We start from the raw sequence: 22537 nt of genomic DNA on the forward strand, positions 1-22537 counted from the left end.
TGACGGTTCGCTCGTTACCGCCTGTGCCCCGCGGGGCGGCTCCGCAAACCCGGTGGCAGTGGGCGGGGTGCCGCGAAACCGGGTGGCACCGGTGGCGGGTACGTGGGACCCGGGGTCAGCGGATGGCGACCGACGTGGTCACGCCCCGGGCGAAGTCGTCGTCATCGTCGTCGTCATCGCCCCCGCCGCCGCCGAACCCGCAGGCCAGCACGAGGGCCAACAGCGCACCGACACCGGCCAGCGCGGCAAGTCTCCTGAGCATCGATCGTCCTCCCGGTCGCAGTCGTGTCTCCGAGGGAGATGCTAGGCAGAACGGGCAAGCCCTGGGGCCGAAGCGGAAGAGGCCACGCCCGGGGGTCGGCTGCTGGGCGGCGCCGGAGTTGGCCGGCTACCCTGGGGCGCGACGCGTCAGCGACAGCTGAACGTCGGGTGGACAAAACGTTAATAGTCCGGATAAGGGCGACTTGCTGTGCCCTCATCCGCGAATTGCTCATCCCGAGGGGTGGCGACCGAGGCCATCGGAGGAATACTCTCGGTCGCGGCCCGCGTACTGATGAGGCGCCCGTCGGACGGGCGAGTGGAGGTGCTCGCGTGAGCCTGTCGATCGTGAAGTCGGTCCTGCCCGGTGGTGTCATCGAGATCGCCCCGCGGGGTGAGATCGACGTCGACACCGCGTACGAGGTACGCGAGGCGATCGCCGAGGTCCTGACCAAGGGGCGTCCCGGCCGGATCGAGCTGAACATGAGGCTCGTCACCTTCATCGACTCGGTCGGCATCAGCGCGATGGTCGCCGGCTTCCAGACCGCCGAGGTGAGCGGCGTCAAGCTCGTCGTCACCGAGCCGAGCCGGTTCGTGCACCGGCAGCTCTGGGTGACCGGCCTGCTCGGTCTCTTCGGCGCACCGGAGCCCTACTACGCCGGCGCCCCCACCCCGGAGGTCCTTCCCGGCGCCTGACCCTTCGGCGGGTCGCTGAGGCGTCGCCGAGGCCCGACCGGTTCTCTCAGGCGTCGCCGAGGCCCGACAGGTCGACGTCCGTCACCTCGGTGACCGCGCGGATCGCCGTCACCGAGGCGTACCCCTCGGCCAGCAGCGCCAGGTCGGTGCCGGGCTGCACGGCCTGCCCCGGCTCCTCCAGCGACGTGCGGACGAAGCCGTGCCCGGCCTCCGCCACCGTCATCTGCACCTGGCCGAAGCTGGCCAGCGTGCCCCGGCGCACCCCGCGCAGTTGGCCGGGCGCCAGGTCCGGCGCGTTCACGTTGAGCACGCTCTCCACCGGACCGGCGGTGAGCCTGGGCAGCAGGTCCAGGGCGACCCGGGCGGCCGTCGGCCAGTGCCGCTCGGCGTCGCGTACCCGGGCGGCGGCGGCCACCGCGGCGCCCCCGCTGGCGGCCGTGGCCTCCCCGGCCGAGAGCACGTCGAGCGAGACGGCCATCGCCCGGCAACCGTTCGCGGCGGCGGTGAAGGCGGCACCCACCGTGCCCGAGTGCAGCACCGCGCGCCCGGCGTTCGCGCCCCGGTTGATGCCGGACAGCACCACCGCCGGCGGGGGCCCGAACGCGCCGTGCAGCGCGATCAGCGTGATGAAGCCGGGGGAGCCGCCGACCCCGAAAGCCGGTACCTCCGGCAGTTCCGGCAGCGGGTGCTCGTGGACCACCACGTGTCCGTCGCGTTCCACGGCGGTCATCGCGGCGCTGGTGCCGCTCGCCTCCTCCAGCGGGGCTGCGACGACCACGTCCAGGCCCCGCTCCGCCGCCGCCCGCGCCAGCGCCAGGATGCCCGGGGCGGCGATCCCGTCGTCGTTGGTGATCAGTACCCGCAGCGTCATCGCTCGGCCGCCCGGTCGGCCAGTTCGTCGGGGGTGGTCCGCTCCTGCGGCCGGCTGCCGGCCGGTACGAGTCGCACCCGGTCGACCAGGCCGGTGATCGAGTCGAGCCGGCCGGTGCCCAGGCCGTGCCGGGTCACGTTAAGCGCTCCGGCCGCCGCGCCCGTACGGATCGCGGTGCGCACGTCACCGCCGCGCGCCACCACGGCCGCCACCCCTGCGGTCATCGAATCGCCAGCCCCGCGCGGGTCGGCGGCCTCCAGGCGGGGCATCTCCACCTCGAAGACCTCGCCGTCGACCAGGGCGAGGGCCGGCTTGTCGGCGCGGCTCACCACCACGTTCTCGGCGCCGCCGGCGTGCAGGTCGTACAGGGCCCGGGTGAGCCGCTCCTCGTCCTCGCCGTCGGCGCGGCCGTCGGCGATCAGCTCCTCGTGGCTCACCTTGAGGAAGAAGACGCCGCTGGCCAGTACGGCGTCGAGGTGCTCGCCGGAGAGGTCGACCACCACCCGGCTGCCGTTGGCCCCGAGGTCGGCGGCGAACCGCCGGTAGAGGTCGGCCGGCACCAGCGACGGTTCGTTCGGCCCGCTCAGCACGCTGACCGTGGCGCGCAACCCCTCGCCGAGCGCCAGGTTGTAGAGCTCGTCCAGCTCGTGCCGGCTGAGCGGCTGGCCGGCCACGTCCACGATCTCCCGCCGGGAGCCCTCGCGGCGGTCGTGCACGTACCCGCCGCTGCCGGACTCGCGGACCACCACCTTCAGGTCGACTCCCTCGCTGACCAGCAGCGGCTCCAGCACCTGGCCGATCTCGCCGCCGAGGGCGGTGCAGAGCACCACGTCGACCCCGAGCGACATGACCATCCGGGCCTGCCAGACGCCCTGCCCGCCGGGGTGCAGGTGCAGCTCCGGCGCCTCGCTGGGCTGGTCGACGGTCACCGTCAGCCGGGGCGTGGGTGCGAAGACCATCACGTGCCCGCTCATCCGTCGTACCCGTTCATGCGCCCCACCCTCGACCGTCGGCCACCCGGCGTGACCGCTCACCTGCCGACCGTAGCCGGGGTGGTGTTCGGGCGCGGGTGCGATCGGCGCGGCGTCCGCCGGGCGGGCGGCCGGGCGCCCGCCCCGGTGACCCGCGCCGGGCGGGGCACCGGGGGCACGGGCGTCAGTAGACCGACAGGTGTACGTGGTTGGTGTGGTCGCTGGACGGGTCGCCGTTGGCTCCGCTGTACGACTTCCACCCGCTGCTCGGCAGCCAGATCTGCCTGTACCAGATCACGTAGAGCACGGCGAGCCGGTCGGCGTTGCGCACGTAGAACGCCGCCAGGTCGTTGCCGTACGTCCGGTCGCCGCCGGTGGCGTCGCCGCCGAAGCCGCTCTTCTGGGCCGCGAAGTCGCAGGCCCGGCCCTTCGGGTGCTCGCCCGAGCCGCCGGAGCGGTAGCAGGAGACGTAGCGGGTGAAGCCCGCCGCCTTGGCCTGGTTGAGCGCGTGCAGCGTGCGCGGCGTGATGCAGCCGTTGGCGGGGGTCGGGTCGTTGACGCTGCACGACTCGGACGGCCAGGAGCCGTCGGAGTTGCGCGGCGCGGCCTTCGCCGTCTTGTTGGAGGTGCCGCCGGGCGAGGTGCCCCCGCCGGCGGACTGCTTCCGGTTGGCGACCGTCAGCGCCCGTTCGGCCTGTTCCTTGCGGTTGGCCATCACCGTGACCTGCTTGCGCTGCTCGCGCATCTCGCCGTCCAGGGCGAGCTTGGTGCGGGTGGCCTCGTCGCGGGTCTGCTGGAGCTCGCGCAGGGCCCGGTCCTCCTTGGCGGCCACCGCGTCGAGGGCGGCGGCGCGGTCCATGAAGCCGTCCGGCGAAGTGCTGGCGAGCAGGGCGGACGCGACGCTGAGCCGGCCCGTGCGGTAGGCGGCCCCGGCGATCTCCCCGACCGTGGCGGTGCGGGCGGTCAGCTCGACCTCGGTGGTCTTGAGCTGCGCGGCGAGCTGCTGTTGCCGCTTGGCCGACGTGTCCAGGGCGCGCTTGGCGTCGATGTAGCCCTTGCTGGCGGCCTCCAACTGGGCCCGCAGTGCGGGGGTGCCGCCCTCCTCGTCCTGGCCGGGAGCCGCGGCGAGCAGGCCGGCGCGGGCGGTTGCCGCCGCCGGGGCGGCGGTGACCGGGGTCACCGCGGCGCCGAGGGCGAGCATCGTGGCGATCAGGGCCGCCGTTCGGGCGGCACGTCGTCGTACAGGTGCCATCACTGGCATACACGCGTCCTTCCGTCAGCCGCCGACCGGGTTAGCTGACGGGTTCGGGACGGAAGATCCCTACCGCTGACGCGGATGCACCCCACGAACATGGTTCCCCGGTTCGCCCTGCCGGGCGATTAGGCGGCGGCCACCGCCGGCACCGGTGGGTGCCGCCTGGCGGAGGCCGAAGCCGAGCCTACCGGTGCCGGTGTGACTGGTGCAGCGCAGGTGACGGAGGGTGTGTGTCCACTAACAGTCAAATCCGGCATAAGGCCACAATACTCTCCCAGATTTAAGGTTGTCCTCATTACCACTCCACCGCCCCACAGGCACCGGGCGACGCTCCGGGCTCGATCTGCAACGTGGCGTGCTCGATGTGGAAGTCGTCGTGCAGCGCGGTCCGGGCGGCGACCAGCACCGCGCCGACCTCCGCGCCGGGCGCCATGGTCAGGTGTGCCGAGGCCACCTCCATCCCGGAGGTCAGCGTCCAGACGTGCAGGTCGTGGACCTCGGCGACGCCGGGCACGGCGGCCAGCCGGTCGCGCACCGCGGTGACCTGGAGGTGCTCCGGCGCGGCCTGCACCAGGATGCGCAGCGCGGCCCGCCCGAGCCGCCAGGTGCGCGGCAGGATGAACAGCCCGACCGCTACCGCCACCAGCGGGTCCGCCCACCACCAGCCGGTGGTGATGATCAGCAGGGCCGCCCCGATCACGCCGAGTGACCCCAGCAGGTCGCCGAGCACCTCCAGGTACGCGCCGTGGACGTTGATGCTCTCCTTCGCCCCGGAGCGCAGCAGCGCGAAGGCGCCGATGTTGGCGAGCAGGCCGAGCACGGCGACCACCAGCATCGGGCCGGCCAGCACCTCCGGCGGGTCGCCGAAGCGGCGCACCGCCTCGATCATGACGTAGATCGCGACGCCGGAGAGCAGCACGGCGTTGGCCAGCGCGGCCAGCACCTCCAGCCGGTAGAGGCCGAAGGTGCGCTGCGGGTCGGCATCCGCCCGCCGGGTGGCGGCGATCGCCGCGAGCGCCATGCCGATGCCGAGCACGTCGGTGAACATGTGCCCGGCGTCGCTGAGCAGGGCCAGTGAGCCCGTGCGGAAGGCGGCCACCGCCTCCACCACCATCAGGCCGGCGAGCAGCCCGAACGCCGCCCAGAGCCGACCCCGGTGGCGGTGTGCGGCATTCGCCACCGACCCGTGACTGTGGTCATGACCTGCGCCCACGCGCCCACCCTCCGTCAGGCGTCCAGATTCGCGACCAATATATGTTCACATCGCAATGTGTGCAAGTGACTGCGGGTCTCAGCCGGTCGGGTCGACCGTGGTCAGCCGCTGGGTGGCCCGGGACAGCGCGACGTAGAGCGTCCGCACCCCGGACCCCGGATCGGCCCGGATCTCGCTCGGGGCGACGAGGACCACCCCGTCGTACTCCATGCCCTTGGCCTCCAGGCTCGTCACCACCTGCAGGCGCGGCGCGCCCAGCCCCGCCAGCCAGCCGGCCGTCTCGGTGCGGCGGGGCACCGGCGTGATCACGCCGACCGTGCCCTCGACCTCGGCGAGCAGCGTGGTGGCCGCCGCCACGACGGCGGTCTCCAGCTCCGCCGGCGACACCGCCAGCTCGATCGGGTCGACGCCGGTGGAACGCACCGCCCTGGGCAACGGGAGATCCGGGTGCAGCCGGCGGATCTCGGCCGCCGCCACCGCGAAGATCTCCGCCGAGTTGCGGTAGTTCGTGGTGAGGGTGAAGTGGTGCCGCTTGCGCCGGCCCAACGCCTGGTCCCGGGCCCGGGCCAACTCCTCCGGGTCCCCCGTCCACGCGGTCTGGGCCGGATCACCCACCACCGTCCACGAGGCCAGCCGCCCGCGCCGGCCGATCATGCGCCACTGCATCGGCGACACGTCCTGCGACTCGTCGACCACCACGTGCGCGTACTCCCGGTAGTCGTCCGGGCGCTCCCGGGCCGCCTCGCGGGCGGCGCGCTGCCGGTCGGCGAAGGTGCTCAGCTCGCGTACCCCGCCGGCCAGCTGGAACGGGTCCCGCTTCGCCCGGGCCGGCTTCATCGGCTTGCCGAGCAGCGCGTCCAACTCGTCCAGCAGCGCGATGTCGGCGATCGTCAGCCCGGCACCGTCCAGGCTCCGGTACGCGTCGGCCAGCAGCCGGATCTCGGCGCGGGAGAGGATCCCGCCGGCGTACCGGTGCAGCCGGTCCGGGCGGGCCAGCCAGCCCAGCACGTGCCGGGGGTGCAGCCGGGGCCACCACGCCTTGAGGAACTCCCGGAACTCCGGCCGCTCGGCGATCTCGTCCTCGAACGCGCGCTGCTCCGGCAGCCGGCCGACACCCAGCCGGCGGGCCTGCGCCCAGAGCGCCCCGAAGATTCCGTCGAAACCGGCCCGGCGCACCTCGTTGCGCCGGGCGCCCCGGGACGTCGCCCGCTCCCGGATGCCGTCCAGCTCCCGGCGCTCCAGCCGGAGCAGCTCGCCCCGGTAGAGCAGGCGCAACTCGGTCGGGCCACCCGGCACCGCGTCCCGGGCCGCCCGCTCCAGCACCCGCCGCATCCGCAGCGAGCCCTTGACCGCCGCCACGGCCGGCGGATCGGTGCGGGTGGCGGCCATGCCCGGGAAGAGCGTGCCCAGCGAGTGCAGGGTGGCGGTGTCCTCGCCGAGCGAGGGCAGCACCGAGGCGATGTACTCGACGAAGACCGATGACGGGCCGACCACCAGGATGCCGCCGCCGGCGAACCGGCTGCGGTCGGAATAGAGCAGGTACGCGGCCCGGTGCAGGGCGACGGCCGTCTTGCCGGTGCCCGGACCGCCGGACACGATCGTCACGCCCGAGCCGGGGGAGCGGATCGCCTCGTCCTGCTCCCGCTGGATGGTGGCGACGATGTCCCGCATGCCCCGGCCGGTGGCCTTCGACAGGGTGGCCAGCAGCGCGCCGTCACCCACCACCGCCATCTCGGCGGGGGCGGCGACCGGGTCGAGCAGGTCGTCCTCGATCCGGGTGACCCGTTCGGCGGAGGACTGGATCGTGCGTCGCCGCACCACGCCCAGCGGCTGCGCCGGGGTGGCCTGGTAGAAGGCGGCGGCGGCCGGGGCCCGCCAGTCGACCACCAGGGTGGACGCGTCGTCGTCCCGGATGCCGAGCCGCCCGACGTGCAGCACCTGCCGGTCGAGCAGGTCCAGCCGGCCGAAGACCAGCCCCTCGTGCTCGGCGTCCAGCATGTGCCGCCGCCGCGCGGCGTGGAACACCATCGCGTCCCGTTCGACCAGCGCCCCGAAGTTGCCCACCCGGGCGAGCCGGTAGCCCTCCTTCTCGGCGCTGACCGCCGACCGGCGCAGCTCGGCCAGTCGGGCGTACACCCGGTCGAGATGCCGCTGCTCGACGGCGATCTCCTGTTCCAGGGTGGTCTGGTCGGTCACCGCTCGCTCCTCCTGACGTCGGCGGCGGGCGGCGCGGACCGCGCCAACCGCGCCAGGCCAACCGCAAGAGGGTACGACCCGCGCGCAACCAGCGGCGTAACCGGTGCGGGAAAGGAACCCGCGTCACCCCCGCACGGCGCTGCGCCACGCTCCCGCGGGTGCGGATCAGTCGGCCCGGACGGTGGCGGCGTCCGAATTGTCCGCTCCAGCGGCGGTGGCGTCGGCCGTGGGAGCGGCGAGCACCCGACGCAGCACACCGCCCAGCGCCGCGTTGACCTCGTCGGGGCGTTCCATCATCAACATGTGCCCGCCACCGGGACAGACGGTCAGCTCGGTCGCCGGCAGCGCGGCGGCGATCGACTCGGCGCAGGGCGGCGGGGTGAGCCGGTCCCGGTCGCCGACCAGGGCTGCCGCCGGCAGGTGGGCGAGCTCGGCGAGGGTGTCCAGCCGGTGCTGCGCCCCGATGGAGGCGCGGAACCCGCCGATCGAGCGGAGGGAGGCGCGGGCCACCGCCGAGGTGACCAGCCGGATGTCGTGCGGGTCGCAACGGTCACCGAAGAGCATCCAGCGGATGCTGGGACGCAGCGCGCGCAGCAGCGCCCGGGGCGGACGCCAGGACCCACACCGGGCCAGCACGCCGGCCCCGGTGGTCTCGGCGAGCCGGATCAACCGGGCGATACGGGGCGAGAGGCCGTAGACGGTGTGCGTGTGGCCCTCGGCCGTCGTGGAGACGAAGACCAGGCCGGCCGTCCGGGCGGCGAACTGCCCGGGATGCCGGTGCGCGTACTCCATGATCGTCATTCCGCCCATCGAGTGGCCGACCAGCACCACCCGGCCGGTCGGGACCACCTCGTCCAGCACCGCGGCGAGGTCGTCGCCGAGTTGGGCCACGGTGGCGGTGGGCAGCGCCATGCAGCTCGACCGGCCGTGCCCCCGGGCGTCGTAGGTCACCACCCGCACCGCGTCGCCGAACCGTTCCCGCAGGTCGGCGAGCTGTCGGTGCCAGGCCCGCCCGTCCAGCGTCCAGCCGTGCAGCAGCACCACCGTGACCTCGGCGTCGGCGGGGCCGGTCGCCTCGACGTGCAGGCGTACGTCGTCAGGAAGACGAACCTCGACGTGCTCCGGCATCGCCACCTCCCCAGGCCGCCCAGAACCGCAACACCGGGGACACCCGGCGGTAACACCGGCTACCCGTCATGAGACCACGGCAACCGTGTCGGTGAGAAGATTCGTAACCCGCCGACAGGCGCCCGGAGGCCCGCCAAGCTGGAAGGCATGGGGTCGCCGAAGGCAACACCACCCGGGCCCGTACCGACCGGGCGGGCGGCCGGCGGCACGCCCCGGGCCGCCCTGGCGGAACTGCTCGCCGGAAACCGGCGTTTCGTCAGCGGCCAGCCGATCCACGGCCACGACGTCACCGCCGCCGCGGCGGCCTCCGGCGACCAGCAGCCGTACGCGGTGCTCCTCGGCTGCATCGACTCGCGGGTGCCGCTCGAGGCGATCTTCGACCAGACGTTCGGCTCGATCTGTGTGATCCGCACCGGCGGGCACGTGCTCGACCGGGCGGTGCTCGGCTCCATCGAGTACGTGGTCGGTGAACTGGGCGTGCCGCTGGTGATGGTGCTCGGGCACGAGCGGTGTGGCGCGGTCGCCTCCGCGGTGGACGCGCTGCGCGGTGCGCGGTCGACGGATGGTCCGCTGGGCCATCTGGTCGAGCAGATCGCCCCGGCGGTGACCGAGGTGGGCGTCGACGACCCCCGCGTGCAGCCGATGGCGATCCGGCGGCACGTGTTCCGTACGGTGGCCGCCCTGCGTACCGACGCCCTGCTCGCCGGCCCGGTCGACGCCGGCCGGCTGGCCGTGGTCGGCGCACTCTACGACCTGGCAACCGGCGAGGTCGCCCTGCTGTAGATGTAAGGAAGGGCCCAGACGCGGAACCGCCCGCCGGGAGGTATCCCCCGACGGGCGGTTCCGGTGTCGCGCGGGGAGGGCTCAGCCCTCGAAGACGCCAGCCTCGACGAGGCGCTTCTCGGTGGCGTCCCAGCCGTCACCCGGGTGGGCGGCGTTGAGGTTGCCGAGCTCGACCCGGATCTTCGCGGCGTGACCGGCGGCGGCCAGCACGCGGATCTCCTCGACGAAGGCCTCGGAGTCGGTACGCAGGTGCACGGTCTTGCCGTTGGTCAGGTTACGCACGTAGGCGTGCTTGCCGCTGTTGAGCGGGATGACGTACTTGAACTCGCCCAGCACGCTGAGGGCGCCACCCTGGCCAGCCTGGCCGGCCCGGACTGACGCGCGCGCGGTCTTAGAGGTGTTGCTCGCCACGGAGGTACTCCTTGCAAGACGTACGGGAGGACGGAAAGTCCGGGGGCTGTGCGGGCGACACCCAGGTGGGTGGGCCCGCGGAAGTTGTGCGCGGCACAGGCCGCCGATGGAACTGTACACGAGCACGGTCCCTGGCTGGTCATCGCGTCGTCAGGGCACAACCCGGGTCACCCTTCCGGCTATTCCGACCCGCGATTTTTCCGATTCCCTGGCGAACCATCCGTCACACGGGTCATCATGTGTTCCAGCAACCACTCGGGTGGTCGAGGTCGTAGGGGAAGACGCACCTCGCTCTCCGGGAGGTCACCGTGCCAACGCGTGGCGTCGTATACGTCCATTCGACCCCGCTCGCCGTGTGCTCACACGTCGAGTGGGCGATCGCGCGCGTCCTTGCCGCGCCGGTCAACCTGCAGTGGACGGCTCAGCCCGTCGATCCCGGCGTCCGCCGGGCCGAGTGCGGGTGGACCGGTCGTCCGGGGACGGGCGCCGAGCTGGCTGCTGCCCTACGGCAGTGGCCCATGATCCGTTTCGAGGTCACCGAGGAGCCGAGCCCCGGCGCCGACGGCGAGCGTTTCATGTACGTGCCCGGGCGGGGCCTGTTCCGGGCGACCGTCGGGGCCGCCGGCGACATCCAACTCGGCGAGGACCGGCTGCGCAGCATCATGGCGGGCGCGCGGGCGCCGGAGGCCCTCGCGCACGCCCTCGACAAGGCGCTCGGCACCGCGTGGGACGCCGAGCTGGAGCCCTACCGGTACGCGGGCGACGGCGCTCCGGTGACCCTGCTCACCCGCGTCGGCTGACGCCAGGCCCGGACCGGGACCGACTCTTCCTGCGGGGTGAAGGTCAAGTTGCCCCGATAAGAAGCGAACTGGTGGGATGGGCCGCGTGTCGACTACCCCGCGACGTGCCGGCGTCGCGCTCGCCGCCCTGACCGCGCTGCTCGTCTCCGGGTGCTCCGGGCCGGCGGACCGCCGCCCCGACCCGGCCCCGACAGGCGCCGCCCCGACGGCGACCCCGACACCCGCCGCGAGTGTCCCCGGCGCCGACCCGGCCGCCCGCGCCGCCGCCCTCGTCGGCTCGCTCGGCGACGAGGACCTCGTCGGCCAGGTGCTGATGCCCTACGCCTACGGCGACGCCGCCACCAGGGTCTCGCCCGGCTCGGCGGCCGGCAACCAGGCGCTGGGCGGGGTGGACACGCCCGCCCAGATGGTCGAGAAGTACCGGCTCGGCGGGCTGATCCTGGTCGGCTTCAGCGCCGACGACCCCACCAAGGGCAACCAGGAGACGACCAACGTCGACAACCCCAGGCAGGTCCGCGCGCTGACCGACGGCCTGCGCGAGGCCGCCGGCCGGCTGTCCGCCGGGTCGGCGCCCTTCCTGATCGGCACCGACCAGGAGTACGGCGTGGTCACCCGGATCACCGACGGGGTGACCCTGCTGCCCAGCGCCCTCGCCGCCGGTGCCGCCGGAAAACCCGAACTGACCGAGGCCGCCTGGCGGGCGGCCGGCACGGAACTCGCCGCGATGGGCATCAACCTCGACTTCGCCCCCGTCGCCGACGTGCTCGCCACCCGCAGCACCGTGATCGGCTCCCGGTCCTACGGGGCGGACCCGAAGGCGACGGCGGGGCAGGTCGCGGGCGCGGTCCGCGGGTTGCAGGCGGCGGGCGTCGCGGCCACCGTCAAGCACTTCCCGGGGCACGGGCACAGCGCCGCCGACTCCCACGAGGGCCTGCCGGTGCTCGACCAGACCCGCCGGACGCTGGAGACGGGCGCGTGGCCGCCCTTCTCCGCCGGCATCGACGCGGGCGCGATGGCCGTCATGTCCGCCCACCTCGACGCGCGGTCGGTGGACCCGGGCACCGCGGCGACCTTCTCGCACAAGCTGCTCACCGACGTGCTCCGGGGCCAACTCGGGTTCCAGGGCGTGGTGATCACCGACGGGATGAACATGCCGCCGGCGAAGCGCTGGTCGCCGGGCGAGGCCGCGGTACGCGCGCTGAAGGCGGGCAACGACCTGATCCTGATGCCGCCGAACGTCGGCCAGGCGTACGACGGTTTGCTCGCCGCGCTGCGCGACGGCTCGCTGCCCCGGGCCCGCCTCGTCGACGCCGCGACCCGGGTGCTGACGCTGAAGTTCAAGCTCGCCGACCGGCCCACGCCCGAGCTGTCCACGCTGGGCGGCCCGGCTCACCGCAAGGCGGCGGAGGACCTGGCCGCGGCGGCGGTGACGGCGCTGCGTGGCGCCTGCGGCGGCGGCGTGCGGGGCCCCGTGACGGTGACCTCCTCCGGTGGGCGGGACCACACCCGGGCCGCGCTGACCGAGGCGCTCAAGGCGGCCGGGGTGAAGGTGGTCGCCGACGGCGGCACGGTGGTGCACCTCGTCGGATACGGCGACGGTGACGGCGACCTGCGTGCCGACGCCGCCGTCACGGTCGCCATGGACACCCCGTACGTGCTGGCGAAGGCCAAGTCGCCCACCCTGCTGGCGACCTACTCCTCCAGCCGGGCGTCGATGACCGCCCTCGCCGGGGTGCTGGCCGGCAAGGCACGCCCGGGCGGCCGGTCCCCGGTGCCGGTGACCGGCCTGCCCGCCACGACCTGCGGCGACTGAGCCCCGTCAGTCGCGGTTGATCCGGGCCGACTGCTTCACCAACTGGTACGCCGGCAGCAGCTCGACGGTGTCCGGGGTGTCCAGGCTCAGCAGGATCGGCCCGTAGAGGGAGGAGAGCGCGATGGCCCGGTCGCGGACCGCACCGCCGCTCTGCTTCAGGTAGCTCACCTCGACGGCGTCCAGGGTGCCGGCCTTCACGCGCCGGTACTCCGCGTCCGCCCCCTTGGGTGAGTAGGCACCGATGAAGTTCTTCAGGTGCGCCTCGGCGCCGCCGGCGACCCCGTCGACCCGCCACACCCGGAGGAACCCGACAGCGCCGGTCGGCCGGGCGTCGATCTCGCACAGCATGAGGGCGTCGCCGAGGCGGGGCTCGCCGAACTTCGCCGAGCCCTTGACCGCCTTCACCTTCCACTGCGCCGGCACCGAGAAGGTGACCGGCAACTCGCACGGCGTACCCTTCCCGCCCACGGTGGTGCCCGCCGACGCGGCCACCACCTCGTCGTGCCAGGGCGGGCCGGGGGTCACCGGCGAGGCGGTGGCGCTCGGCGAGGCGGACGGGGAGCCGCCGGCCGACGGCGACTCCTTCCCGTCGGCGCAGCCGCCGGTCAGTGCGATGGTCAGCGCCGCGAGCACGGCGGCGCGGGTACGACGATGCATGGTGTCCATTCCCCGTTGACGATGCGAGCCGGCTCATCTAAGCGACACGGGCGGGCACCGTCAACCCGGTTGAGCCACCGGTCGCACGCGGGGCGGGTCGCCGCCCCGCGCGGGAAGGCGGGCCACGTCGTCAGGCGGGAAAACCGGGTCGCGTTCCGCCGCCCCGCCTGGCACCCTCGGCGCACATGGGGACGGCAGAGGGTTTCGCGTACGTCGAGCGGTCGGACGGCACGGTGGTGATCACCCACCACGGCCGGGCGGCGGGCACCCTGCGAGGTGGTCGGGCGGCGGAGTTCCTCGCCGAGGTCGACGACGACCCGCAGCTCGTGATGGCCCGGTGGACCGGCAACTACCGCCGGGGCAACGAGCGGACCGCCCGCCAGCACCCCCGCAACCGGGGCTGAGCGGCGCGGAAGGGCCCGCGCCCGGCGTGGGCGCGGGCCCTTCCGGCGGTTGTCCTAGAGGGGGATGTTGCCGTGGGCGCCCCGGGCGGCGGGGGCGGCGGCGAGGGCCTCGGCGATGCGGCGGCGGGTCTCGGTGGGGGTGATGACGTCGTCGACGACGCCGATCTCGAGGGCGCGGTTGACGCCCCCGGCGATGCGGGTCTGTTCCTCGATGAGCTGTGCGCGCAGGGCCTCACGCTCTTCGGCGGGTACGGCGGCGAGTTTCTTGCGGTGCAGGATGTTGACCGCGGCGCCGGCGCCCATCACGGCGACCTCGGCGTCGGGCCAGGCGAACACGGCGGTGGCGCCCAGCGAACGGGAGTTCATCGCGATGTACGCCCCGCCGTAGGCCTTGCGGGTGACGAGGGTGACGCGGGGCACGACAGCCTCGGCGAAGGCGTGCAGGAGTTTCGCGCCGCGGCGTACGACGCCGTCCCATTCCTGGCCGAGGCCGGGCAGGTAGCCGGGCACGTCGACCAGGACGATCAACGGCACGCCGAGGGAGTCGCACATGCGCACGAACCGGGCGGCCTTCTCGGCGCTGGAGGCGTCCAGGCAGCCACCCAGACGCAGCGGGTTGTTCGCGACGACACCGACGGTGCGCCCGGCGAAACGGCCCAGGGTGGTCACGACGTTCGGCGCCCACTTGGCGTGCAACTCCACCCCGGGGGCGTCCAGCAGCGCCTTGACCACCGGCTTGACGTCGTAGGCCCGGTTCGGCTCGGCCGGCATCTTCGCCGTCAGGTCGTGCCCACCCTCGTCCTGGACGGACACGTCGTCGGGCGACAGGCGCCCCTGCCGACCCAGCAGCGCGGCGAGTTTGCGCGTCTCGACCAGCGCCGTCCCGTCGTCGGGACAGGTCACGTGGACCACGCCGGAGCGGCGGCCGTGCGGCTCCGGCCCGCCCAGGCGCGCCATGTCGACCTGCTCGCCGGTGACGCTACGCACCACCTCCGGACCGGTGACGAAGATCCGGCCCGCGCCACTCATCACCACGATGTCGGTCAACGCCGGCCCGTACGCCGCGCCACCGGCCGCGGGACCCAGCACCGTGGAGATCTGCGGCACCCGCCCCGACGCGCGCACCATCGCCGCGAACACCTGGCCCACCGCGTCCAGGGCGACGACACCCTCGGCCAGCCGGGCCCCGCCCGAGTGCCACAACCCCACCACCGGCACCCGCTCCCGTACGGCGGTGTCGATCGCGTCCACGACGTGCCGGCACCCCTCGGTGCCCATCGCCCCGCCCATCCGCGTCGCGTCCGTGGCGTACGCGATCACCGGCGAGCCCTCGATCTCGCCCCGTGCCCACAACACGCCCGAGGTGTCCCGCGGCACCGACAGCCGCAACGAACCCGCGTCGAACAACGCCCGCAGGCGCACCTCCGGATCCCGATGGTCCACGGCGGAAGATGCGTCCACGCCAACGGTGGTGGTCACGTGAGCCTCCAAGGCTGTGGTCTCAGGCCCGCGTGAAGACGAGAGCCACGTTGTGCCCGCCGAAGCCGAACGAGTTGTTCAGCGCGGCGGGAATGTCCATGTGGCGTGCCTCGTTGGCGGCCACGTCCAGGGTGAGCCCGTCGTCCGGGTCGTCCAGGTTGATCGTCGGAGGCACGACGCCGTCGCGGATCGCCAGGATCGTGAGGATGGACTCCAGCGCGCCCGCCGCGCCCAGCAGGTGACCGGACATCGACTTGGTCGAGGTCAGCACCGGGTGGTCGCCCAGCGCCGCCCGCAGCGCGGTGATCTCCGCGATGTCGCCGACGGGGGTCGAGGTGGCGTGCGCGTTGACGTGCACGATGTCCTGCTTGGCCACGCCCGCGTCCGCGATCGCCTTCGCGATCGCCCGGATCGCGCCCTCGCCCTCCGGGTGCGGCTGGACGATGTCGTAGCCGTCGGAGGTGAGGCCGGCGCCGGCCAGCCGGGCGTAGACCCGGGCACCCCGGGCGGCGGCGTGCTCCGCCCGTTCCAGCACCACGATGCCCGCGCCCTCGCCGAGCACGAAGCCGTCGCGGCCCTTGTCCCACGGGCGGGAGGCCCGCTCCGGCTCGTCGTTGCGGGTCGACATCGCCCGCATCGAGCTGAACCCGGCGATCGGGAGCTGGTGGATGACCGCCTCGGTGCCGCCGGCCACCACCACGTCGGCCCGGCCGGCGCGGATCATGTCCATGCCGAGCGCGATGGCCTCCGCGCCGGTCGCGCACGCGCTGGCCACCGAGTGCACCCCCGCCTTCGCGCCCAACTCCAGCCCCACCCAGGCGGCGGGGCCGTTGGGCATCAGCATCGGGATGGTGTGCGGGGAGACCCGCCGCGGGCCGGACGCCTCCAGGATGTCGTCCTGGGCGAGCAGGGTCAGCGCGCCGCCGATGCCGGAGCCGACGCTGACGCCCAGCCGCTCCGGGTCCAGCCCGGAGTCGGCCAGGCCGGCATCGGCCCAGGCCTGCTGCGCCGCGATGATCGCGATCGCCTCGGAACGGTCCAGCCGGCGCAGCTTGACCCGGTCGATCAGGCCGGTCGGCTCGACCGCGAGCTTGGCGGCGATCCGGACCGGCAGTTGCTCGGCCCACTCGGGGGTGAGCGCACTCACCCCCGAGCGGCCGGCGAGCATGGCGTCCCAGGTCGACGCGACGTCCCCGCCCAGCGGGGTGGTCGCGCCGAGCCCGGTGACGACGACGTCGGTGTGAGCCATGATCAGGACTGCGCCTCGATGTAGCTGACGGCGTCCCCGACGGTCTTCAGGTTCTGCACCTCGTTGTCCGGGATCTTGACGCCGAACTTCTCCTCAGCCGCCACCACGACCTCCACCATGGAGAGCGAGTCGACGTCCAGGTCGTCGGTGAAGGACTTCCCCTCGGCCACGTCGTCCGGGCTCACCCCGGCAACCTCTTCGAGGATCTCGGCGAGGCCGGTGGTGATCTCGTCACGGGTCATTGCGGTTGGTTCCTTTCATCGGTGGATCATTCGACGGCCGACGACGCCGGCCGTCACTCCCCGGCGCGGCGGCCGGAGGGGCTTTCAGGGGCAGCGGACGACCTGACCGGCGTAGGTCAGGCCGCCGCCGAAGCCGAAGAGCAGCACCGGGGCGCCGGACGGCACCTCCCGCCGCTCGACCAGCTTGGACAGGGCCAGCGGCACGCTCGCCGCCGAGGTGTTGCCGGACTCGACGATGTCCTTGGCGATGATCGCGTTCGGGATGCCGAGCCGCTTGGCGATGCCGTCGATGATCCGGGCGTTGGCCTGGTGCGGCACGAAGGCGGCCAGCTCCGACGGGTCCACACCGGCGCGCTCGCACGCCTGCCGGGCCAGCGGCGCCAGCTCCGTGGTGGCCCAGCGGAAGACCGACTGGCCCTCCTGCTGGATGTACGGGCGCCAGCCCTCGATGCGTACCGCGTCGCCCCGCTCCGGCACCGAGCCCCAGACCACCGGGCCGACGCCGGCGGGCTCACCCTCGGCGACGGCCGACACCACGGCGGCGCCGGCGCCGTCGGCGAAGATGATGCAGGTGGAACGGTCCGTCCAGTCGACGATGTCGGAGAGCTTCTCCGCGCCGATGACCAGGGCGTTGCGCGAGGCGCCGGCCCGGATGGCGTGGTCCACGGTGCCCAGCGCGTACGCGAAGCCGGAGCACGCCGTGTTCAGGTCGAACGCCCCGGGCGCGGTGATGCCGAGCTTGGCGGCGACCCGGCAGGCCACGTTCGGGCTGCGGTCGGCGGAGCTGCACGTCGCCACCACGACCAGGTCGATGTCGGCGGCGGTGAGCCCCGAGTTGGCCAGCGCCTTGCCGGCGGCGGCGGCGGCCATGTCGGCGACCGTCTCTCCGTCGGCGATCCGCCGGGTGACGATGCCGACCCGGTCCCGGATCCACTCGTCGTTGGTCTCGACCAACTGGGCGATGTCGTCGTTGGTGACCACCCGCGACGGCTGGTAGTGCCCCAGCGCGACGATCCGACTGCCGCTCATGCGTGTCCTCCGATGCGGGCGAGCGGTTGGCCCGGCGCGACCGGGTCGTCGTGGTGGGCGAGCCACTCGGTGAGTACGCCGCTGCCGTGCGCGGTCACCTCGACCGGGCCCTGCCGGGTGGCGACGTGGCCGACGACCTGGCCGGCGCGGAGCGTGTCGCCCTCGGCGAGGCCCTCCGCCGGGGCGAAGGTGCCGGCCGACGGGGCCACCACCACGCGGAAGTGCATGGTCGGCTCGTGACTCGGCGCCATCCCGTGCCGGGCGATCAGATCCCTGGCGGCGGGCAGGTCGTCCGGGGTGTTGAGGGTGACGACCTCGGGGGCTCCGGCCCCCTTGAGCTCCCGCTTCACCAGGCCCGCGAGGGTGCCGGCCGGGGGCAGCTCGATCACGCCGGTCACCCCGAGGTCGGCCAGGGTACGCATGCAGAGGTCCCAGCGCACCGGCGCGGTGACCTGGCGGACCAGGCGCTGCACCATGTCGCGCCCGTGGTTGACCGCGGCGCCGTCGAGGTTGGAGAGCAGGATGCGGGTCGGGTCGCTCGGGGTGATCCCGGCGGCCACGGCGGCCAGCGCGGCCTCGGCGGGGGCCATGTACGGCGTGTGGAAGGCGCCGGCCACCTTCAGGCGGATCACCCGGGCCTTCGTCGGCGGCTCGGCGGCGAGCTTCTCCAGCCCCTCGACCGAGCCGGCGGCGACGAACTGGCCGGCGCCGTTGCGGTTGGCCGGGTGCAGCCCGTGCGCGGCGATCGAGGCGAGCACCTCGTCCGGGTCCCCGCCCAGCACGGCGGCCATCCCGGTCGGCTCCAGCGCGCAGGCCGCGGCCATCTCCCGGCCGCGTACGCCCGCCAGGGTGATCGCCGCCTCCGCCGGGAGCACCCCGGCCAGCGCCGCCGCACCCAGCTCGCCCACGCTGTGGCCGACGGTGAGCGCGACGTCGTGCATCGGCAGGTGCTCGGCGGCGAGCAGGGCGGCGGCGACCAGCAGCGGCTGGGTCCGGGCGGTGTCCCTGATCTCGTCCGCGTCGGCCGCGGTGCCGAGGTGCACCAGGTCGACTCCGGCCAGCGCCGACCACCAACGCAGACGTGACTCGGCCCCGGTGAGGTCGAGCCAGGGAGTCAGGAAGCCGGGTTTCTGGGAACCCTGGCCGGGCGAGAGTACGGCGAGCACGTCTATGACTCTCCCGGATACGCGCGGGTAGTGCTGTGCGGCCTACGACCAAACCACACTAGAACCTTTGGAGGAATCCTACAAAAATCGGCGACGATCATCACCTGTGTGTGGTGTTCTACCCGATCCTGGGGGTGATTGTCGGGGTTGGTGCCACCGGGACCACCGGGTCGAGCCGCCCGACGGTGAGGGCCACCTGGAGCGCGAACGCGTCCCGCGCCGCGAGCGGCGAGAAGCCGGTGACGTCGGAGATCCGCCGTAGCCGGTAGCGCACCGTGTTCGGATGCACGAAGAGAGCCCGCGCGGCGCTCTCCAGCGTGCCGCCCGCCGTGAAGAAGGCGTCGAGGGTCTGCAACAGTTCCCCGCCGGCGCGCACCAGGGCGGCGTAGACGTCGTGCCGCAGCCGGCGACGTGCCTCCGCGTCCCCGGCCAGCGCCCGCTCCGGCAGCAGGTCGTCCGCCGGCACCGGCCGGGGCGCGGTCGGCCACGCCGGGGCGGCCCGGAACCCGGCCAGCGCGGCGCGCGCCGACTCGGTCGCCTCGTCCAGGCTCGGCACGGCCGGACCGACCACCACCGGTCCGTCCCCGAACGCACCCAGCAGCTTGCCGGTGGCCGCCACGGGGTCGGGGGCGCCGCCGAGCACGATGACCAGGCGGTCGCCGTGCACCCCGCCGAGCACCTCCGTGCCGATGCGCCGGGCCTGCCGGTGGACGGTGTGCAGCACGGCGGACACCTCCCCGCCGGGGGAGCGGCCGACCGCCACCGCCACCGGCGGGGCGTCCGCCCAGCCGAGCGCCGCCGCCCGGCTCGCCAGCACGTCCGGCGTGTCACCGCGCAGCAACGCGTCCACCAGCAGCGCCTGCAACCGGGCGTCCCACGAGCCGCGCGACTCGGCGGCCCGGGCGTACACGCGGGCTGCGGCGAAGGCGATCTCCCGGGAGAACCGCAGCACGGCCTCGCGCAACTGCTGCTCCTCGCCCTCCGCCGCCAGGTGCGAGACCTGCTCCTCGACCACGTCGATCATCACCTTCACCAGCGCGACGGTCTGCTGGAGGCTGATCGAGCGGGCGAGCGCCTGCGGCGCCGTGGCGAAGACCTCGTCCGAGACCTCCTGGGTGCTGTCCGCCGTGCCGCCGCCGTCGCGCAGCCACTGCACCAGCGAGCGGGCGCCGGCCTGGGCCACCAGCATCACCCAGGAACGGTGGTCGGGCGGCAGGTCGCGGAACCAGGGCAGCGACTCGTCCATCCGGGCCACGCTGGCGCTGGCCAGTGCCCCCGCCGCCCGCTCGATCCGGCGCAGCGTGGCCGACAGTTCCGTCCCGCCCGGCTCGCTCACCGCCCCAGCCTGACACGCCCCGACCTGCGCCTCCACGCCGGGCAACCTGTCCGCCGCCGGCCGGGCTCGGGCCGACGGCGGGCCGGGCGGTGGACGGTGGGTCAGGCCGGTGACGGGCCGGGCGGTGGATGGTGGGTCAGGCCGGTGGCGGGGCGGGCAGCCCCAGCTCCTGGGCCAGGATGGCGGCCTGCACCCGGCTGCGCAGGTCCAGCTTGGCGAGGATCCGGCTGACGTGGGTCTTCGTGGTGCTCTCGGCCATCGCCAACCGGTCGGCGATCTGCTGGTTGGACAGCCCCAGCCCGAGGCAGGCCAGCACGTCGCGCTCCCGGGGCGTCAGCGCGTCGACCGCGCCCCGGGTCGCGGCGGGAGTGGTCGACGCGGTCGCCGCGAATGCGGTGATCAGGCGGCGGGTTACCGCCGAGGCGATGAACCCCTCGCCCCGGGCGACCGTCCGCACCGCCGCCACCAGCCCGTCGGCGTCGGTGTCCTTGAGGACGAAGCCCGCCGCGCCGGCCCGCAGCGCCCCGAAGACGTACTCGTCGAGGTCGAATGTGGTGAGCACGAGCACGTCGGCGAGCCGGTCGGCGACGATCTCCCGGGTGGCCGAGATGCCGTCCAGCCGGGGCATCCGCACGTCCAGCACCGCGACGTCCGGGCGCAGCTCCCGGCACAGCCGGACCGCCTCGGCACCGTCCTCGGCCTCGGCCACGACGTCGACGCCGGCCGCACCGGCCAGGATCAGCGCCAGCCCGGCCCGCACCGCCGGCTGGTCGTCGGCGAGCAGCACCCGGATCACCTCGGCCATGTCCCGTCCCGTCCCCTCACGGCGCTGCCTCCGTCGGCAACTCCACCCGTACCCGCCATCGGCCCCCCGCCGGGCCGGCGGAGAACCGGCCGTTCAGCAGCGCCGCCCGCTCCCGCATCCCGATCAGGCCGGCGCCCGCGCCGGTCAGCGTGCCACGGCCGGCGCCGACCGGGTTGTCCACGCCCACCACCACCCCCACCGGCTCGTACGCGACCAGCAGGTCGGCCTCGCCGGCGCCGTGCTTGAGCGCGTTGGTCAACGACTCCTGCACGATCCGGTACGCGGCCAGGTCCACCCCGACCGGCAGCGCGCGGGACTCGCCGCGCCGGGTCATCCGGACGGCCAGCCCGGCGGCACGGACCCGGTCGACCAGCGTGTCCACCTCGCTGAGCCGCGCCCGGGTCGTCTCCTCCGTCGCGTCGACGGCCGATCCGCCCTCCGCCGGTTCCCGCAGCAGGCCGATCATCTGCCGCATCTCGCCCAGCCCCTGCACGCTGCTCTCCCGGATCACCCGCAGCGCCGACTCGACCTGCGACCGGTCGAGCCCGGGCACGGAGAGCGCGGCTGTGGCGTGGATGGCCACCGCGCTCAGGTGGTTGGCGATCACGTCGTGCAGTTCCCGGGCCATCCGGGCCCGTTCCGCGCTGACCGCCTGCCGGCGGTCCAACTCCACCAGCCGGGCCGTCTGCTCGGCCCGGGCCCGCTCGGCGGCGGCCTGGTCCCGGTACTGCCGCACGCTGATCCCGGTGAGCACCGGCAGCACCCCGGCCAGCACCGCCGGCATCCCGAAGCCGACGCCCCGCCAGTCGCCCGTCAGCAGCATCCCCGCCGCCGTGCTGAGCACGCTCAACCCGACCGTGACCCGGAGCAGCCGCCGCCAGGTCCGGGCCGAGCCGAACACGCACGCGTCGTAGAGCACCTGGGTGTAGACGAGGACGGTGGCCAGCGAGCCGCCCATCGCCACGTCGACCAGCACCGCCGCCGTGCCGAGCGCCAGGCTGCTCCGGGAGGCGACCCGGCGTAGGCCCACCGCCGCGCAGACCACCGCCAGCGGCAGCAGGAACAGCGGCTCCGGCAGGCCCGGCTGCCAGGAGAACTGCGGTTGGGTGTTCAGGCCGTACATGATCAGGCCGCCGGCCAGGGCCGCGCCGGCGAGCGTGAGGTCCCGGCCGGCCGTACCGGCCCCGAGCCAGGTCGGCGGTCGCATGGCCCGATCCCACCACATTCACAGCAGGCCGGACTCAGACCGCTGGACGACCCGACCCGCCTCCGCATCCCCCGAAAGACCTACACCCGACTGCCGGTCGCGCGGGGTGCAGCGCCGACCGGGTCCGGCTGCACGGGCCGTCGGTCCCGGCCAGTACGGTGACAGGGCCCGTCGGAGCGACCCCGGCGGGCGGGGCGAGCGTGAGGAGACCGGGATGGCGCACGGGGAGGCCGAGCACGGCTGCGCCCAGGGCGAGCCCTGCCGGCCGGGCCACCAGGAGCCGCAGGCGGCAGCCAAGCACCGCCGGCTGCCCGGCGGGTTCCCGGCCCACTCGCCGGAGCACCCGGCCCGCGCGCCCGAGCGCCCCGACGACGACGTCACGGTGCCCCGGCAGCGCCTTGCCGAGCCCCTTCCGGCCGGCGAGGCCGAGCCGGTCTCGGCGCAGGGCTGTCGCAGCGACCTGCCCGGGTGGGCCGGCGCGCACCAGCACGGCCCGGTCCGGCCCCGGCAGCGCGCCACCCGCCGTGAACGGCCGCCACGCCGCTGGTGCTGACCACGTGACCCCCGT

The 22537-nt window shown here is 74.2% G+C and carries 23 protein-coding genes and 1 riboswitch; of the genes, 6 read left to right on the plus strand and 17 right to left on the minus strand.

Annotated elements, in window-relative coordinates; genetic code table 11:
* Positions 1-115: 115 nt before the first annotated feature.
* Positions 116-262 carry a hypothetical protein gene (locus tag AB0D32_RS19620; protein ID WP_357091737.1) on the minus strand — a complete coding sequence of 49 codons (147 nt, stop codon included), beginning with the start codon at positions 260-262 and terminating at the stop codon, positions 116-118.
* Positions 263-591: 329 nt separating this feature from the next.
* Between AB0D32_RS19620 and AB0D32_RS19625 the strand changes: the two genes are divergently transcribed.
* Positions 592-954, plus strand: a complete 363-nt coding sequence (locus AB0D32_RS19625; RefSeq protein ID WP_088998998.1) for an STAS domain-containing protein — start codon at positions 592-594, stop codon at positions 952-954.
* A 46-nt stretch (positions 955-1000) separates the two neighbouring features.
* Here AB0D32_RS19625 and AB0D32_RS19630 read toward each other — a convergent pair whose 3' ends face one another.
* The 6 genes from AB0D32_RS19630 to AB0D32_RS19655 all read right to left on the minus strand — a co-directional run bounded on the left by AB0D32_RS19630 (position 1001) and on the right by AB0D32_RS19655 (position 8588).
* A complete protein-coding gene (locus AB0D32_RS19630; RefSeq protein WP_357091740.1) occupies positions 1001-1825 on the minus strand; it encodes a 5'/3'-nucleotidase SurE in 825 nt (274 codons plus the stop codon).
* Positions 1822-2799, minus strand: a complete 978-nt coding sequence (locus AB0D32_RS19635) for a PfkB family carbohydrate kinase (RefSeq protein ID WP_357092051.1) — start codon at positions 2797-2799, stop codon at positions 1822-1824. The genes AB0D32_RS19630 and AB0D32_RS19635 overlap by 4 nt, the downstream gene beginning before the upstream one ends.
* A 181-nt stretch (positions 2800-2980) precedes the next feature.
* Positions 2981-4048, minus strand: a complete 1068-nt coding sequence (locus tag AB0D32_RS19640) for a hypothetical protein (RefSeq protein WP_357091743.1) — start codon at positions 4046-4048, stop codon at positions 2981-2983.
* A gap of 13 nt (positions 4049-4061) precedes the next feature.
* Positions 4062-4193: riboswitch (cyclic di-AMP (ydaO/yuaA leader) on the minus strand.
* Between the two features lie 153 nt (positions 4194-4346).
* The gene (locus AB0D32_RS19645) at positions 4347-5264 is read right to left on the minus strand and encodes a cation diffusion facilitator family transporter (RefSeq protein ID WP_357091746.1); all 918 of its coding nucleotides are present in this window, start codon (positions 5262-5264) and stop codon (positions 4347-4349) included.
* A gap of 78 nt (positions 5265-5342) precedes the next feature.
* On the minus strand, positions 5343-7460 hold the full coding sequence (locus tag AB0D32_RS19650; RefSeq protein WP_357091749.1) for an AAA family ATPase: 2118 nt from the start codon (positions 7458-7460) through the stop codon (positions 5343-5345).
* A 165-nt stretch (positions 7461-7625) separates the two neighbouring features.
* On the minus strand, positions 7626-8588 hold the full coding sequence (locus AB0D32_RS19655; RefSeq protein WP_357091752.1) for an alpha/beta hydrolase: 963 nt from the start codon (positions 8586-8588) through the stop codon (positions 7626-7628).
* Positions 8589-8735: 147 nt separating this feature from the next.
* Here AB0D32_RS19655 and AB0D32_RS19660 point away from each other — a divergent pair, with 147 nt between their 5' ends.
* Positions 8736-9371, plus strand: coding sequence for a carbonic anhydrase (locus tag AB0D32_RS19660; protein ID WP_357091754.1), 636 nt, complete (start codon positions 8736-8738; stop codon positions 9369-9371).
* An 81-nt stretch (positions 9372-9452) separates the two neighbouring features.
* On the opposite strand, the gene AB0D32_RS19665 is transcribed toward AB0D32_RS19660, so the two are convergent.
* A complete protein-coding gene (locus AB0D32_RS19665) occupies positions 9453-9782 on the minus strand; it encodes a hypothetical protein (RefSeq protein ID WP_357091757.1) in 330 nt (109 codons plus the stop codon).
* Between the two features lie 308 nt (positions 9783-10090).
* Here AB0D32_RS19665 and AB0D32_RS19670 point away from each other — a divergent pair, with 308 nt between their 5' ends.
* A complete protein-coding gene (locus AB0D32_RS19670; protein WP_357091760.1) occupies positions 10091-10582 on the plus strand; it encodes a DUF3145 domain-containing protein in 492 nt (163 codons plus the stop codon).
* A gap of 76 nt (positions 10583-10658) precedes the next feature.
* A complete protein-coding gene (locus AB0D32_RS19675) occupies positions 10659-12395 on the plus strand; it encodes a glycoside hydrolase family 3 N-terminal domain-containing protein (RefSeq protein ID WP_357091763.1) in 1737 nt (578 codons plus the stop codon).
* A 6-nt stretch (positions 12396-12401) separates the two neighbouring features.
* Here AB0D32_RS19675 and AB0D32_RS19680 read toward each other — a convergent pair whose 3' ends face one another.
* Positions 12402-13061 (minus strand): lipoprotein, encoded by a 660-nt coding sequence (locus AB0D32_RS19680; protein ID WP_357091766.1) that lies wholly within the window; start codon positions 13059-13061, stop codon positions 12402-12404.
* 176 nt (positions 13062-13237) lie between these two features.
* Between AB0D32_RS19680 and AB0D32_RS19685 the strand changes: the two genes are divergently transcribed.
* Complete coding sequence (locus AB0D32_RS19685) at positions 13238-13456, plus strand: hypothetical protein (protein ID WP_357091770.1); 219 nt, start codon at positions 13238-13240, stop codon at positions 13454-13456.
* Between the two features lie 54 nt (positions 13457-13510).
* Here the strand turns inward: AB0D32_RS19685 and AB0D32_RS19690 are convergent, their stop codons facing one another.
* The 8 genes from AB0D32_RS19690 to AB0D32_RS19725 form a co-directional block, all read right to left on the minus strand.
* Positions 13511-14935 (minus strand): carboxyl transferase domain-containing protein, encoded by a 1425-nt coding sequence (locus tag AB0D32_RS19690; protein ID WP_357091773.1) that lies wholly within the window; start codon positions 14933-14935, stop codon positions 13511-13513.
* 22 nt (positions 14936-14957) lie between these two features.
* Positions 14958-16184, minus strand: a complete 1227-nt coding sequence (gene fabF / locus AB0D32_RS19695; protein WP_357091776.1) for a beta-ketoacyl-ACP synthase II — start codon at positions 16182-16184, stop codon at positions 14958-14960.
* Between the two features lie 2 nt (positions 16185-16186).
* Positions 16187-16426 (minus strand): acyl carrier protein, encoded by a 240-nt coding sequence (locus tag AB0D32_RS19700; RefSeq protein WP_111245448.1) that lies wholly within the window; start codon positions 16424-16426, stop codon positions 16187-16189.
* 84 nt (positions 16427-16510) lie between these two features.
* On the minus strand, positions 16511-17455 hold the full coding sequence (locus tag AB0D32_RS19705; protein ID WP_357091781.1) for a beta-ketoacyl-ACP synthase III: 945 nt from the start codon (positions 17453-17455) through the stop codon (positions 16511-16513).
* The gene (locus AB0D32_RS19710) at positions 17452-18621 is read right to left on the minus strand and encodes an acyltransferase domain-containing protein (RefSeq protein ID WP_357091783.1); all 1170 of its coding nucleotides are present in this window, start codon (positions 18619-18621) and stop codon (positions 17452-17454) included. Before AB0D32_RS19710 ends, AB0D32_RS19705 begins: the two co-directional genes overlap by 4 nt.
* Positions 18622-18739: 118 nt before the next feature.
* Positions 18740-20002, minus strand: coding sequence for a helix-turn-helix domain-containing protein (locus AB0D32_RS19715; RefSeq protein WP_357091785.1), 1263 nt, complete (start codon positions 20000-20002; stop codon positions 18740-18742).
* 91 nt (positions 20003-20093) lie between these two features.
* Positions 20094-20762 carry a response regulator transcription factor gene (locus AB0D32_RS19720; protein WP_357091787.1) on the minus strand — a complete coding sequence of 223 codons (669 nt, stop codon included), beginning with the start codon at positions 20760-20762 and terminating at the stop codon, positions 20094-20096.
* A gap of 16 nt (positions 20763-20778) precedes the next feature.
* Complete coding sequence (locus AB0D32_RS19725) at positions 20779-21969, minus strand: histidine kinase (RefSeq protein ID WP_357091789.1); 1191 nt, start codon at positions 21967-21969, stop codon at positions 20779-20781.
* A gap of 214 nt (positions 21970-22183) precedes the next feature.
* On the opposite strand from AB0D32_RS19725, the gene AB0D32_RS19730 reads away from it, so the two are divergent.
* Positions 22184-22522 carry a hypothetical protein gene (locus AB0D32_RS19730; RefSeq protein WP_357091791.1) on the plus strand — a complete coding sequence of 113 codons (339 nt, stop codon included), beginning with the start codon at positions 22184-22186 and terminating at the stop codon, positions 22520-22522.
* The last annotated feature ends 15 nt before the right edge of the window (positions 22523-22537 follow it).

It is taken from the genome of Micromonospora sp. NPDC048170 (assembly GCF_040652795.1).
In the GTDB taxonomy this organism is placed as follows: domain Bacteria; phylum Actinomycetota; class Actinomycetes; order Mycobacteriales; family Micromonosporaceae; genus Micromonospora.